This window comes from Mesorhizobium sp. CO1-1-8 (assembly GCF_020164875.1).
GTDB lineage: Bacteria > Pseudomonadota > Alphaproteobacteria > Rhizobiales > Rhizobiaceae > Mesorhizobium.
This window is the reverse complement of record NZ_JAIUGZ010000004.1, coordinates 327367-341537: the sequence shown is the minus strand read 5'-3', so window position 1 is coordinate 341537 and position 14171 is coordinate 327367. Positions and strand designations below refer to the sequence as shown.

The window sequence follows — 14171 nt, the reverse complement described above, 5'->3', positions numbered from 1 at the left end:
CACTTTTGGGCGACATGCATCAACAACAGGGGAACGACGATGAAATTCATGCTGACCGACCGCAAACTGCACCCACAAGCCAAACCCGTCGCCGACGACTTCAGGACCGGCGGCATCAGCCGCCGCGAATATCTCGCCTTGATGGCCGGGCTCGGCGTCAGCGCCGCCGGCGCTCTGGCGCTGGGCGGCCTCGTCCCCACCCCCGCCCGCGCGGCCGAGCCAAAAAAAGGCGGCGTCTTGCGCGTCGCCATGAACGTCAAGGGTTTCAAGGACCCGCGCACCTTCGATGGCGTCGAAATGTCCAACGTCGCCCGCCACTGCAACGAATATCTGGTGCGCTGGAACACCGACTTCTCCTTCGAGCCCTGGCTGCTCGAAAGCTGGGAGGCGAGCGATGACGCCAGGACGCTTACCCTGCATGTGCGCAAGGGCATTTCCTGGTCGAATGGCGATGCCTTCAACGCCGACGACGTCATCCACAACCTCACCCGCTGGTGCGATGCCTCGGTGCCCGGCAATTCGGTCGCCGCCCGCATGGGCGCGCTGGTCAATGCCGACACCAAGAAGGTCGTCGAGGGCGGCATCGCCAAGGTCGACGACTTCACCATCAAGCTCAATCTGCCCAAGCCCGACATCTCGCTGATCGCCGGCATGGCCGACTATCCCGCGCTGATCATGCACCGCTCCTATGAGGGCGACGGCGACCCGCTGAAGGCGCTGGCGATCACCACCGGCCCCTGCGAGCTGGTCAGCTGGGATGCCGAGACCGGCGCCGAGGTGAAGCGCAAGGATAAGCCCTGGTGGAAGGGCGAATTCCATCTCGACGGCATCAAATGGGTCGATTATGGCTCCGACCCCAACGCCATGCTGTCGGCCTTCGAATCCGGCGAGATCGACACCGACCACGAAACCGCTTCCGACGCCGTCTCGCAGACCGAGACCATGGGGCTGATGAACTCCGAGATCGCCACCGGCTCCACCATCGTTGCCCGCTTCAATGTGGCCAACGCGCCCTATGACGACGTCAAGGTGCGCCGCGCCGCCCAGCTCGCCGTCGACAATTCCGCCGTGCTGGCGCTCGGCCTCGGCGGCCGCGGCAAGCCCGCCGACAACCACCATGTCGGCCCCATGCACCCCGAATATGCCGATATCGGCCCGGCCAAGCGTGATGTCGAGCAGTCGAAGAAGCTGCTGGCCGAGGCCGGCAAGGCCGACCACGAATTCGAGCTCATCTCCGTCGATGTCGAATGGCAAAAGAGCACCGGCGACGCCATCGGCGCGCAGATGCGCGAGGCCGGCCTGAAGATCAAGCGCACCGTGCTGCCCGCCGCCACCTTCTGGAACGACTGGAGCAAATACCCCTTCTCCTGCACCGAATGGCTGGGCCGCCCGCTCGGCGTCCAGGTGCTGGCGCTGGCCTACAAATCCGGCGCCGCCTGGAACGAAAGCGCCTACGCCAATCCCGAGTTCGACACGCTGCTCGACAAGGCGCTGGCCACACCCGACGCCAAGGCGCGCAAGGAGATCATGGGCAAGATCGAGCAGAATCTGCGCGACTCAGGCATCATCATCCAACCCTACTGGCGCTCGGTCTACCGGACGTATCGCAAAGGCATCGAAGGTTGCGAACAGCACCAGGCGCTGGAGCAGCATTTTGAGAAGGTTTGGATTGAAAGCTGAGAGAGGCGCCGACGCCTCTTCCTTCCCCCCTTGTGGGGGGAAGGTGGATTGCCGCGAAGCGGCAAGACGGATGAGGTATCGAGAGGAAGCAGCGCGGGTCGGCGGGCCACTCGATGACGAATGCGTGATGGAGGGCGGACGATTGTCGACCTCAGCGCTGCCCCTCACTGTCCTGCCGGACATCTCTCCCCGTAAACGGGGCGAGAGAACCTGGCCGCAACGCCGGCGCTCTCCCTCAAACGTTGAACGTTGGCGAAAGCGGCGACGACAGCCCCTTCGCCCCGTTTACGGGGAGAAGATGGCTGCAGCCAGATGAGGGGCAGCGCCAACGCTGGTCACATGCAGCTGCAAAATGGCCGGCGCGAATGCCGGTGAGGCAGTTGCCTGAGCCCGCGCCGGCCACTGGCGAACTGATTAAGGTCCGCCGCCCGAGTTTTCTACCGCTCCGAGTCTGCGCGATCAACCAACTCAGGGTTGGTGCAGACAGCCCGTTGCGTCATTGACAGGCGCCGTCTGGCGACAGCGCCTGTCAATGCGCACGTCCTGACCAGCTCACCGCGCGGGCCTCACCAACGCCCAGATCCACCCAACGAAAATCAGCACCAGAAACGGATAGCCGGCGGCGGTGGCGAGGTGCAAGGGCGCGCCCCAGACATTCATGCAAGCCGAGACGACAAAGAGCACGGCGGCAACGAGCGGTGAGCCGCACCCACAGGGCAAAGGTTCCTCGGCGCGCTGACCATGACGAGTGCCGCCGCCCACAGCGAGATACCGCCGACGTAGGACGGCACGCTGGCCTGTAAGCCGGCCGCATTGACCGCCATCAGCAGGGTCTCGCCGGCCAGGAAGGTCAGGAAGCCGGCCGCGACACAGTCATTGCCCAGCCGCTGGTATTTCATGGTCAGCAGCGCGGTTGCCACCACGAGTGCCGCGCCGTCGATCGTCCAGAGCGTTTCGCGCAGCGAAGCGCTGGCGACGAAGGTACCGGCGAGGCCGAACGCGCCACCGATGGCGAGGCCGATCACGGCGACGGTGTCCGAAGTGGTGCGCATGTGATGTCTCCCCAAGCCGGGAGAGGATACGTCAGAGTGCGGCAATCTTGAAAGGTAGCTTAGCACCGAAGGCGAACCTGTTGGGAACGGCGACCTTTCTGGTTCACGGCGATCGGCTCGCTGCGAGCGTGGACCCGGGAAATGAACTCCAAGTAATGACAGAGTTTAGTGAAAACTCTTTGTTAGCGGCGCAGTTACGAGCAAATAGCGACCAACGTCAAAATAGGACGCCCACCTCGTCAATGAAGCGCACAGTAAGACGGAGCTGAATGCGAATATCTTGACAGTCTCATCTCTAAATGACGATGTATGCCTCGACGGAGGGCTCTCATGATTGGATTCGGTGATATTTTCGGGATTCCGCTTTTAACGAAAGAAAGGTTCCTCGCCTCAAAAGAAGATGGCATAGCGCATCGCATATGCTTTGGATCTACGCATGCAAATGCGCTTACCGAATATAATGAGAGGCACCCATACAAATTTTCAGTACCCTTTCCAGAGTCAATTGAGGAGATTTTTGAGTTTGAAACTGGCTTGAAGCTATTTTCGAGCAAGTTTGGAAAGGGCGTTTGGTGTGGTCTCTCAGACCGTGAAATGCCCATAGTGCGGGACTTTATGGATAGGCGCCGAGATCACGTCTTTCTCCGCGACCACCTAGATTCGAGCCTGGCACTTTCTATGCATTACAACGGCAATTCGAGAACCCCTATGGGAGATCTCGAATACGCTGCAAAATATCAGCGAGACGCGAGCGCGATCGATAAGCTCGCGGACCTAGCTGCGCAATTTATCTCTGGCGCGCCTCGCTACAAAACCGTAAAACTGATTGCGCCGGTCCCACCGCGACCCGACAAGCAATTCGACCTCCCTACCGCTCTTTGTGCTGGCGTCTCCCAGAAACTTGGGTTGCAGCTTGTAGCTGCTGGCGAATGGACCAAGCCGAAAGCTCAGTTGAAGGAAAAGAGCATCGGGGAGAAATGGGATGCGCTGGACGCGGCGGAGTTTCGGACGAACCAAAACATCAAAGGGAAGGGCGCGATAATTCTGATGGACGACTTGTACCAAAGCGGGTGTACGATCAATTTTGTCGGAAATCGTGTTCAGCATTATGGTGAAATCGATGTCTTCGGATTGTCGGTGGTAAAATCGGCGGGTGATCAAGATAATTTATGATGAAGGATCTAGCTTACAATACCTTAGTCCCACAGGATGACCGCTATCCCGATGTAATGAGGGATCTATTCGGTCATTTTGATACGCCAAATATACATTATATTGGAAATATCGATCTTCTAGGTATACCATCTGTTGGTTTTTGCGGATCGAGAAACGCCAGCGAGAAAGGTCTTGATGTCGCTTTTGACTGTGCAAGTCAATTTGCTGCCAGCAACGTGTGTGTTGTATCTGGATATGCGAAAGGTGTCGATACGCAAGCTCATCGTGGGGCAATAGAAAATAGCGGCTACACAGTCATCGTCCTGCCGGAGGGTATAAAGAATTTTCGTATTAAGAAAGAACTATCTGAACATTGGAACTGGGAACGTATTCTGGTTTTGAGTTACTTTCAACCGGACGCAGTCTGGAGAGCGGACCGGGCCATGGATAGAAACAGGATGATTGTGGGTATTTCCGATGCAACGATAGTTATCGAGGCTCGGGAGAGTGGTGGTACATTCCACGCAGGCATGACGGCTCTCAATCAGAAAAAACTTTTAATCGTTGCGAAGTACTTTGATACGAATATTTCAAATGTCGGCAACGAGCGCCTTATAGAGCTGGGGGGAGTTCCGCTGCAGAGGAATAAAAATACCGGTTTGAGCGAGATACGCTGGATAGTCTCGTCGATATCCAAAGACAATCCGAATTAGAGATGCGAAATCAGGTCACAGCGATTTCTCGGGCAAGTCGGGGATAATGGTCAATTGGTAAGCCGAATCATTGTTGACGCGTGGTAATGTGTCCGATCACGAATCGGAGTTGCCCGAATGTCTGAAGATAGTGACCACTCCCGGAAGCTGGCCGAGATCGCCTTTGGAGAGGCATTCCATCCCCAAGAGCTAACCGCAACGAATGCCACGATCGAAGACCTTATAACGGCATTCGAGGAAGCTGCTCAAACGGATGAGCAGGGCAATGAATTTTGGTACGCCCGCGATCTACAGCGACTATTCGGATACGCAAAGTGGGACAACTTTGTTACCGTTATCAATAGAGCACGCGAGGCGTGTGCTGCCTCCGGGAATACAACTTCTGACCATTTTGCTGGCGTCGGGAAAATGGTCAACCTTGGCAGCGGAGCCGAACGTGAAATTGATGACATCGTTCTCAGCCGATATGCGAGCTATTTGACGGCACAGAACGGCGACTCAAGAAAACAAGAAGTTGCGTTCGCCCAGACATATTTCGCGATTCAGACCCGTCGCCAAGAGATTACAGACAAGGCCGCTGCCGCATACGTTCCGCTGTCGGAAGATGAGCGTCGATGTCTGCTTCGAGACGAAATAAAAGAGCATAACAGGAACTTGGCAAGCGCCGCTAAGAATGCCGGCGTTCGTGAAGGGCTCGATTTCGCTATCTTCCAAACCTACGGCTACAAAGGTCTCTATGGCGGCCTCGACGTCCCCGGCATCCGGCGGCGCAAAGGACTTAAAGCCAACAAGCAGATTTTGGATCACATGGGCAGCACGGAGTTGGCTGCGAATCTGTTTCGCGCCACTCAAACGGAAGAAAAACTACGGCGAGAGCAGACCAGAGGAAAGGATGCCGCGAACCGTATTCACTTCGATGTCGGCGCCAAGGTCCGCCAGACTATCCGCGAAATTGGCGGTGATATGCCCGAGACACTGCCGCCAGCAGAAGATATCAAAAAGGTCGAACGCCGTCTGAAACGAGGCATCGGCACACAGAAGGGAATTACTGGCCGGTAGCTTCCTTGAGCCTACCTACCCTAAACGCCGGACTTCGTAATTCTTCAACGCGCTGCCAAGAGCGCCTTCGGGATTAAGCAGGCGCAGCCTGCCTCAATCGCCCATCTTCAGCGCCTGGATAAACGCCTCCTGCGGAATATCCACCTTGCCGAACTGCCGCATCCGCTTCTTGCCCTCTTTCTGCTTGTCCAGGAGCTTGCGTTTGCGCGAGACGTCGCCGCCGTAGCACTTGGCGGTGACATCCTTGCGCAGCGCCGAGATGGTTTCGCGGGCGATGACCTTACCGCCGATGGCGGCCTGGATCGGGATCTTGAACAGATGGTTCGGGATCAGCTCCTTCAGCTTCTCGCACATCTGCCGGCCGCGCTTTTCCGCCGCCGTGCGGTGCACCAGCATGGAAAGCGCATCCACCGGCTCCTCATTGACCAGGATCGACATCTTCACCAGGTCGCCTTCCCGGTAGTCGGTGAGGTGGTAGTCGAAGGAGGCGTAGCCCTTGGAGATCGACTTCAGCCGGTCGTAGAAATCGAAGACGACCTCGTTGAGCGGCAGATCGTAGATCAGCATGGCGCGCTTGCCGACATAGGACAGGTCGGCCTGGATGCCGCGCCGGTCCTGGCAAAGTTTCAATATGCCGCCGAGATAGTCGTCGGGGGTCAAAATGGTGGCGCGGATCCACGGCTCCTCGATGGCCGAGATTTTCACCACGTCGGGCATGTCGGCCGGGTTGTGCAGCTCCTTCATCGAGCCGTCAGTGAGCGCCAGCCGGTAGACGACGCTGGGTGCGGTGGCGATCAGGTCGAGGTTGAACTCGCGCTCCAGCCGCTCCTGGATGATTTCGAGATGTAAGAGGCCAAGGAAGCCGCAGCGATAGCCGAAGCCGAGCGCCGCACTGGTTTCCATTTCAAAAGAGAAACTGGCGTCGTTGAGGCGCAGTTTGCCGACCGCGGCGCGCAGATCCTCGAAATCGGCGGCGTCGACCGGGAACAGGCCGCAGAACACCACCGGCTGCGCCGGCTTGAAGCCGGGCAGCGCCTTGGCGGTGGCGCGCTTGTCCTCGGTGATGGTGTCGCCGACGCGGGTGTCGGCCACTTCCTTGATCGAGCCGGTGAAGAAGCCGAACTCGCCGGGGCCGAGCTCGTCGACATTGATGCGGGCCGGCGTGAACACGCCGGTGCGCTCGACCAGATATTTGGCGCCGGTGCCCATCATGCGGATGGTCTGGCCCTTTTTCAGCACGCCGTCGATGACGCGCACCAGCACGATGACGCCGAGATAGGCGTCGTACCAGCTGTCGACCAGCATCGCCTTCAAGGGCGCGGTCGCGTCGCCTTCGCGCGGCGGCGGCAATTGGTGGACGATGGCTTCGAGCACATCGGGAATGCCGAGGCCGGTCTTGGCCGAGATCAGCACGGCGTTGGAAGCGTCGATGCCGATCACCTCCTCGACCTGCTCGCGGATGCGCTCGGGCTCGGCGGCCGGCAGGTCGACCTTGTTCAGCACCACGACGATCTCGTGGTTGTTGTCGATGGCCTGGTAGACATTGGCCAGCGTCTGCGCCTCGACGCCCTGGGAGGCGTCGACGACCAGCAGCGAACCCTCGCAGGCGGCCAGCGACCGCGACACTTCATAGGCGAAGTCGACATGGCCGGGCGTGTCGATCAGGTTGAGGATATAGTCCTCGCCATTGTTGGCGTGGTACTTCAGCCGCACCGTCTGCGCCTTGATGGTGATGCCGCGCTCGCGCTCGATGTCCATCGAGTCCAGCACCTGCTCCTTCATGTCGCGCAGCTCCAGCCCGCCGGTCAGCTGGATCAGCCGGTCGGCAAGCGTGGATTTGCCATGGTCGATATGGGCGACGATGGAGAAATTGCGGATGTGGTCGAGGGGCGTGCTCATGGCGCGCGTTTAGCAGGGGTGGCTTGCCCGAGCAAGCTGTGCGCCTTTGCCGGAGCAGGTAGCGCGGGCGCGTGTCGCTTTTTTCGCGCTTTTCGCGAAAAATCGATAAATTTTAACCAAGCCCGTTAGAGCAAAATTTGCGAACGGCATGTTAGCGGGAGGAAATGTTTCTTATCAGGGATCAAGGCATGCGGGGGCTTGCAGCCAATTTTATCGAGTCGCGGAGCGGCTCGTTCGCACCGATACTTGTTCTCGCCATGATTCCGCTGATCACCGCGATCGGCTTTTCCGTCGACTACACCTCCGCGGTCCAGACCAAGTCGACCGAGCAGGCAGCACTCGATGCCGCGATCCTGTCGATCACCACGATGGATACGACCTCGACACTGGCCCAGCGCCAAGTGTCGATGCAGGCTTCCTATGTGGCCAATGGCGGACAGGGGGCCGCCACATTGAACAGCTTCAACGTCAGCGCCAACGGCACCGCCACGGCGCAGGCAACGGCGAGTTTCCCCATGCCGACCCTGTTCATGACGATCGCCAGGATCCCCACTGTGGCGATCGGCGTCACGTCGGCGGTCAGCAAAACACCGGCGCTGGTCCAGGCTACATTCAACGTCGATCACGTTTCAGGCTACTGGAACAAGACCATGACCGTGTACGGCCTTCCCTTCGGTTCGACCTCCACAACCACGCCGACGGCCATGATGAAGGTTAACTACGTCTACAAAGGTTACAGTTATTCTTATACGAGCGGGGGTAAGACTTATACCGCTGCCGACCCGAAAGGTTACGGCACGACAACTATCTCCACTGTGTCGGGAACAACCGAGACGCCGGTTCAGAGCCAAGTGTGCACGTCGGTAGGATCAACAACCGATTTTACTCCGACCGCAGGAGTTTACAGAAGCACCGCAGTGGCAAAAAGCGGCAATACGAACGGCTCCACCATCTATTTCAAGACGACGTGCGCAACCACGAATTCCGCCGGGAACAACAGTGGCGCAACAATCGACGTGAGCTCGATGAACCAGCTATATCTGCAGATGAATGTGCCGTCCGGGCCGGTCAATCCGCTCAAGTCGAACGACACAAGCACGTCGAATCGGCTCTACTTGGGCGCCGGGTACGGCACTGCGGCACAAAAGGCCCTGAACCCTTCCCAATACCTCCCCGTCGAGGTTGCAAGCAACGCGGTCGTCGACATCTTCGCCGCTGTGCCCTGCGGCGAGACCAGCGACCAGGCATGGGAAGACGGCGGCAACAATCCCCCACTGCCAGACGTTACAAACGCCGACTTCTTTTACAGCGTGATGGGCAAGTGCGACTTCAACCGGCGCCCGTCCGACACGCTGCTGACGCAGTAGACGCTGCTCTTCTTACCTTCTCCCCTTGCGGGAGATCGGCGCGCAGCGCCGAGACGGACGAGGGGTGTTGGACGGAGCGCAATAGCTGGCTAATCTAAGCCATGCCCCATCAACCTGTCCCGCCAGCCAAACGAAGTTTCGCCCGTTCGCTCCGGCGTGTAATGACGGAAGCGGAAGACCGGCTGTGGCATGAACTGCGCGACCGCAGGCTCGACCGGATAAAATTCCGACGCCAGGTTCCTATTGGAAGGTACATTGCCGATTTCGTCTGCTTGGAAGCAGGCTTGGTCGTCGAGATCGATGGCAGCCAGCATGCGGAGTTGGAGTCTGACCGCGTCCGCAAGGCTGACCTGGAGGCGAGAGGCTTTCGCATTCTGCGCTTTTGGAACGATGACGTTCTGAAAGATCTGAGCGCCGTTTGTGATACGATCATCGCCTATGTACGGGATACGAGTCTGCAGCCGTGGCGGTAGTGGCGCCCTCTTCCTTCTCCACCTGTGGGAGAAGGTGGCCTCGCGAAGCGAGGTCGGATGAGGGGTGTTCCAGCTTGGCGCCGACGGAGATCCGTCACCCACCCCTCAACCGTCTCGGCGCTGCGCGCCGATCCACCTTCTCCCACAGGGGGAGAAGGAAGAACGCTGACGATCACAAACCGGTGAGCGCTGTAACGAAGTCCGTGACAGCGGCGAAGTGGGGACATCAGCGGTGCTTCCAGGCGCCGCCGCCCATGGAGCAAGCCGATGTCGCGATCCTGCACGTTCGTCAAAGTGTCCAGCCTTTGCGCTCTTGCGCTGGCAGTGTCGCTCGGGGCGGCCGTCGCCCGGCCGCTCACCGTGGTCGAGCTGTTCACCAGCCAGGGTTGCTCGTCCTGCCCGCCGGCCAACGCCAATCTGATCAAGGTCAAGGACCGGCCCGGCGTGCTGGCGCTGTCCTTCAACGTCACCTACTGGGACTATCTCGGCTGGAAGGATATTTTCGGCCGCCAGGAATTCACCCAGCGCCAGGTCAGCTATGAGCCGGCGCTCGGCCATGAGGGTCCGTTCACCCCGCAAGTGGTGGTCAACGGCCATGCCGATGTCGTCGGCGCCGCCCCCGGCGAGATCGAAAAGCTGATCTCGGTGAGCGGCCGGATGAGCGGCCCGTCGCTGTCGCTCGATGGCGGCAAGATCAGCATCGGCGCCGGCGCCGCACCTGGCGGCCATGCCGATGTCTGGCTGGTGCGCTATGCCAAGGGCGTCGTCGAGGTGCCGGTGGCGCGCGGCGAAAATACCGGCCGCACCTTGCCGCACGCCAATGTCGTGCATGGGCTCAAAAACCTCGGCAGCTGGACCGGCGCGGCCGCGACATATCCGCTGCCCGCCGCATCCGGCGGCCTGAGCACCGCCGTGCTCGTGCAGTCGCCCGGTGGCGGACCGATCCTGGCTGCCGCGACCGACTAGATCGCGCTTCGACAAGAGATTGCGCAACGCCGCATGAGCGGCGCCGCATAGCACGGCCGTCAAGAGGACGCGCCTTCAACGACCAACCCCAAGGAGACCATCATGACCACTTCCCGCCTGACGCTGCCGGCGCTCGCTCTTGCCCTGTGCTCGACGGCGCTGTTTGCCGGCGGCATCGCCCGTGCCGACGACGCGACCAATGCGATGAAGCCGGCTGCAAATGCCATGAAACCGGCCGCGGATGCGATGAAGCCTGCAACCGATGCCATGAAGCCGGCCGACCCGATGGCCACCAATTCGATGAAGCCGGCCGCCGACGCCATGAAGCCGGCAACGGATGCGATGGCTCCGGCCAAGTAAAGGTGGTGCTGTTTCCGGCTTCGGTCCCGCGGGTCCGAATCCGGATGCACGTGAAAGTGAGGCTTCGGCCGCAACTCGCCCGTCGCATGATCGTATCTTATCCAATAGACTCCACATGATGGACGTCACAGGAGTTCAAGCCATGACCGACATTCAAAAACCAGTCACCAGACAATCGTCGCACGTCTTCCGCAGCGCGCTCGCCGCGCTTGCGCTGGCGGCCGCGGGCGCCGCCTTCTGGCTGACGCCGGCGGTTTCGGCCGAGGACGCGGTGAAGATCCCGCCGCCGGCACTGGATGAAAAGGCTTCTGCCGGCACTGAAAAGGCAATCTTTGCCGGCGGTTGTTTCTGGGGCGTGCAGGGCGTGTTCCAGCACGTCAAGGGCGTCACCAAGGCCGTCTCCGGCTACACCGGCGGCGACAAGGACACCGCCGTCTACGAGACAGTCGGCTCAGGCCGCACCGGGCATGCCGAATCCGTCGAGATCACCTACGATCCGTCCAAGGTGACCTACGGCCAGTTGCTGCAGGTCTATTTCTCGGTCGCCCACAACCCGACCCAGCTGAATTTCCAGGGTCCGGACTCCGGCACTCAGTACCGCTCGACGATCTTTGCCGAAAACGATGCACAGAAGAAAATCGCGCAGAGCTACATCGCCCAGCTCGACAAGGCCAAGGTGTTTCCCGAGCCGATCGTCACCACGCTGGAAACCGGCAAGACCTTCTATCCGGCCGAAAATTATCATCAGGATTTCCTGACGCTGAACCCGACCTATCCCTACATCGTCTACAACGACCTGCCCAAGGTGGCGAACCTCAAGGCGCTGTTCCCGGCGCTCTACAGCGACAAGCCGGTGCTGGTGCTGTCGGCGAGCAATTAAGGTTTGGCGGACGCGCGTAATCTCCCCCCTTGAGGGGGAGATGGCCGCGAAGCGGCCAGAGGGGGTCGGTCCGACTGGGCTCGGCCTTTTGCGACGGAAGGAGGTTAGCGCTCTACGTGTGGCGACCCCCTCTGTCGCCTTCGGCGACATCTCCCCCTCGAGGGGGGAGATCAGCTCGCGCCACCCCCCCTCAATCATACGTCAGATCCGTCGCCTTGCCGCTGAACACCCGGTAGGCATAGAACGAATAGAAGATGATGACCGGCAGCACGATCACGGTGCCGGCCAGGATGATTGCCAGGCTTTCCGGTGCCGAGGCCGCCTGCCAGATGGTCAGGCGATCCGGCACCACGAACGGGTAGAACGACCAGGCCAAACCGGCAAAGCCGAGCGCGAAGATGGCGGCCAGCGTCAGGAACGGCGTCAGTGAATGGCGGTCGTCGGGCTTTGGCAGGTGGAAGGTCTGCCGCCACAGCCACAGGAACAAAACCGCCGACAGGATCGGCAGCGGCGACAGATAAAGCATCTCTGGCCAGACGAACCATTTGGCGAAGATGCGCGGGCTGGCGAAGGGTGTCGCCAGCGACACCGCCGCCATGCCGAGCGCGGTCAGCACCAGTGCGGTGCGGAGCCAGCGCACCGCCTTCTTCTGCAGCTCGCCCTCGGTCTTGTAGATCACCCAGGCCGCGCCCATCGCCGCGTAGGCGGCGGCAAGGCAGAACGCCACCAGCACGCCGAACGCCATGCCGCCGAGGCCGACATCGAGGCCGAGCACATAGACGCCCAGCATATAGCCCTGCGCCAGCGAGGCGATGAGCGAGCCGAGGAAGAAAATACGGTTCCAGCGGTGCTTGCGCTCGGTCGGCACCTTGGCGCGGAAATCGAAGGCGACGCCGCGCAGGATCAGGCCGACCAGAAGCACGAACACCGGAATGTAGAGCGCGGTCAGGATGACGCCATGCGCCATCGGGAAAGCGACCAGCAACAGGCCGACGGCCAGCACCAGCCAGGTTTCGTTGGCGTCCCAGAACGGGCCTATTGCCGCGATCATCGTATCCTGTTCGGCGTCTTCAGCGGCGGCGAACAGGATGCCGATGCCGAGATCGAAACCGTCGAGAATGACGTAGATCAGGATGGCGAGGCCCATCAGGCCGGCGAAGATCAAGGGGAGCGCGGTTGGCCAGTCGAAGCTCATTTTCTTCTCCTACTCGCCAGCCGCCGGCTGCGACATGGCGGCGTTCATGACGCCCGGCAGCGGCGATGAATCGCCGTCCTTCGCCGCCTTCAGCGCCAGGTGCACCAGCACGCCGAGATAGGCGATCAGCAACAGCACATAGAGAACGAGGTATATGGCGAGCGTCAGCGCGACATGGCTGCCGGCCACCGGGCCGACCGCGTCGACGGTCTTCAGCACGCCCGTCACCAGCCAGGGCTGGCGGCCGATTTCGGTGGTGTACCAGCCGGCCAGCGTCGCCAGCCAGCCCGACAGCGCCATCGGCACCATCAGCATCGCCAGCGGCTTCGGCAGGCTGTGCCGGCGCTTGAGGAAGAAGGCCGCCGACCATGAGACGAGCAGCATCAGTATGCCTGTGCCGACCATGATACGGAAACCCCAGAACACCGGAAAGACCGGCGGGTGGTTGCCGGGATAGTCGTTCAGCCCCGGGACGACACCGCTGGTCGAGTGCCGCAGGATAAGGCTGGCGCCGTCGGGAATGGCGATCTCGAATTTGTTTTCCTTGGCTGCCTCGTCGGGGAGCGCAAAAAGCACCAGCGGCACGTTGGGGCCGGTGTTCCAGTTGGCCTCCATGGCGGCGATCTTCTGCGGCTGGTGCTCCAGCGTGTTCAGCCCATGCTGGTCGCCGGCGAAGATCTGGATCGGGATCAGGATCGCCGCGGTGAAGACGCCGGTGCGCAACGCCTTCCACATCGATTCCGAGCGGTCGCCGGTGAGATAGCGCAGTGCCGACAGACCGGCGATCAGGAACGATACCGTCAGCCCGGAGGCGAGCAGCATGTGGGTCAGCCTGTAGGGCATCGACGGGTTGAAGATGATTGCCCACCAGTCGACCGCATGCGCCACGCCGTCGCGCATCTCGAAGCCGGCCGGCGTCTGCATCCAGGAATTGAGCGCGATGATCCAGAAGGCCGAGACGGTGGTGCCGCCGGCGACAAGCACCGTCGCCAGCGTGTGGATGCGGTTGGAGACGCGGCGGAAGCCGAACAGCATGATGCCGAGGAAGGCCGCTTCGAGGAAGAAGGCGGTAAGAATCTCGTAGGCCAGCAGCGGCCCGGCTATGTTGCCGACCTTTTGCATGTAGCCCGGCCAGTTGGTGCCGAACTGGAAGCTCATGGTGACGCCCGAAACCACGCCCATGGCGAAGGACAGCGCGAACACCTTCACCCAGGTGAAATAGGCGCGCATCCAGGCGGAATCGTTGGTCGCGTTGTAGCGCAGCTTGAAGAACAGCAGCACCCAACCCAGCGCAATGGTGATCGTCGGAAATAGAATGTGGAATGAAATATTCGCGCCGAATTGCATGCGCGACAGGATGAGCGGGTCCATG

Annotated in this window: 13 protein-coding genes; 9 read left to right on the top strand and 4 right to left on the bottom strand. The window is 60.6% G+C overall.

Annotated features, from left to right (window positions below; genetic code table 11):
• The first annotated feature begins 39 nt into the window (after nucleotides 1-39).
• Nucleotides 40-1680, top strand: coding sequence for an ABC transporter substrate-binding protein (locus LB558_RS10620; RefSeq protein ID WP_224697513.1), 1641 nt, complete (start codon nucleotides 40-42; stop codon nucleotides 1678-1680).
• A 656-nt stretch (nucleotides 1681-2336) separates the two neighbouring features.
• Here the strand turns inward: LB558_RS10620 and LB558_RS10615 are convergent.
• Complete coding sequence (locus tag LB558_RS10615) at nucleotides 2337-2732, bottom strand: hypothetical protein (RefSeq protein ID WP_224697512.1); 396 nt, start codon at nucleotides 2730-2732, stop codon at nucleotides 2337-2339.
• A 330-nt stretch (nucleotides 2733-3062) separates the two neighbouring features.
• Here LB558_RS10615 and LB558_RS10610 point away from each other — a divergent pair, with 330 nt between their 5' ends.
• From LB558_RS10610 to dinD, 3 genes are all read left to right on the top strand, one after another.
• Nucleotides 3063-3905, top strand: a complete 843-nt coding sequence (locus tag LB558_RS10610; protein WP_224697511.1) for a hypothetical protein — start codon at nucleotides 3063-3065, stop codon at nucleotides 3903-3905.
• A complete protein-coding gene (locus LB558_RS10605; RefSeq protein ID WP_224697510.1) occupies nucleotides 3902-4600 on the top strand; it encodes a DNA-processing protein DprA in 699 nt (232 codons plus the stop codon). Before LB558_RS10610 ends, LB558_RS10605 begins: the two co-directional genes overlap by 4 nt.
• Nucleotides 4601-4717: 117 nt before the next feature.
• On the top strand, nucleotides 4718-5659 hold the full coding sequence (gene dinD / locus LB558_RS10600; protein ID WP_224697509.1) for a DNA damage-inducible protein D: 942 nt from the start codon (nucleotides 4718-4720) through the stop codon (nucleotides 5657-5659).
• 93 nt (nucleotides 5660-5752) lie between these two features.
• On the opposite strand, the gene lepA is transcribed toward dinD, so the two are convergent.
• Nucleotides 5753-7558 carry a translation elongation factor 4 gene (lepA, locus tag LB558_RS10595; protein ID WP_224697508.1) on the bottom strand — a complete coding sequence of 602 codons (1806 nt, stop codon included), beginning with the start codon at nucleotides 7556-7558 and terminating at the stop codon, nucleotides 5753-5755.
• 188 nt (nucleotides 7559-7746) lie between these two features.
• On the opposite strand from lepA, the gene LB558_RS10590 reads away from it, so the two are divergent.
• The 5 genes from LB558_RS10590 to msrA all read left to right on the top strand — a co-directional run bounded on the left by LB558_RS10590 (nucleotide 7747) and on the right by msrA (nucleotide 11604).
• A complete protein-coding gene (locus LB558_RS10590; protein ID WP_224697507.1) occupies nucleotides 7747-8925 on the top strand; it encodes a TadE/TadG family type IV pilus assembly protein in 1179 nt (392 codons plus the stop codon).
• 101 nt (nucleotides 8926-9026) lie between these two features.
• Complete coding sequence (locus LB558_RS10585; RefSeq protein ID WP_224697506.1) at nucleotides 9027-9398, top strand: endonuclease domain-containing protein; 372 nt, start codon at nucleotides 9027-9029, stop codon at nucleotides 9396-9398.
• Nucleotides 9399-9665: 267 nt separating this feature from the next.
• Nucleotides 9666-10364, top strand: a complete 699-nt coding sequence (locus LB558_RS10580) for a DUF1223 domain-containing protein (protein ID WP_224697505.1) — start codon at nucleotides 9666-9668, stop codon at nucleotides 10362-10364.
• A gap of 102 nt (nucleotides 10365-10466) precedes the next feature.
• Entirely contained in the window at nucleotides 10467-10724 is a 258-nt protein-coding gene (locus LB558_RS10575) for a hypothetical protein (RefSeq protein ID WP_127261255.1), read from the top strand.
• 142 nt (nucleotides 10725-10866) lie between these two features.
• Entirely contained in the window at nucleotides 10867-11604 is a 738-nt protein-coding gene (msrA, locus tag LB558_RS10570) for a peptide-methionine (S)-S-oxide reductase MsrA (RefSeq protein ID WP_224697504.1), read from the top strand.
• Nucleotides 11605-11794: 190 nt separating this feature from the next.
• On the opposite strand, the gene LB558_RS10565 is transcribed toward msrA, so the two are convergent.
• Both LB558_RS10565 and LB558_RS10560 read right to left on the bottom strand, forming a co-directional pair.
• Nucleotides 11795-12799 carry a cytochrome d ubiquinol oxidase subunit II gene (locus tag LB558_RS10565; RefSeq protein WP_224697503.1) on the bottom strand — a complete coding sequence of 335 codons (1005 nt, stop codon included), beginning with the start codon at nucleotides 12797-12799 and terminating at the stop codon, nucleotides 11795-11797.
• A gap of 9 nt (nucleotides 12800-12808) precedes the next feature.
• Complete coding sequence (locus LB558_RS10560; RefSeq protein WP_224697502.1) at nucleotides 12809-14170, bottom strand: cytochrome ubiquinol oxidase subunit I; 1362 nt, start codon at nucleotides 14168-14170, stop codon at nucleotides 12809-12811.
• Between the last annotated feature and the right edge of the window lies 1 nt (nucleotide 14171).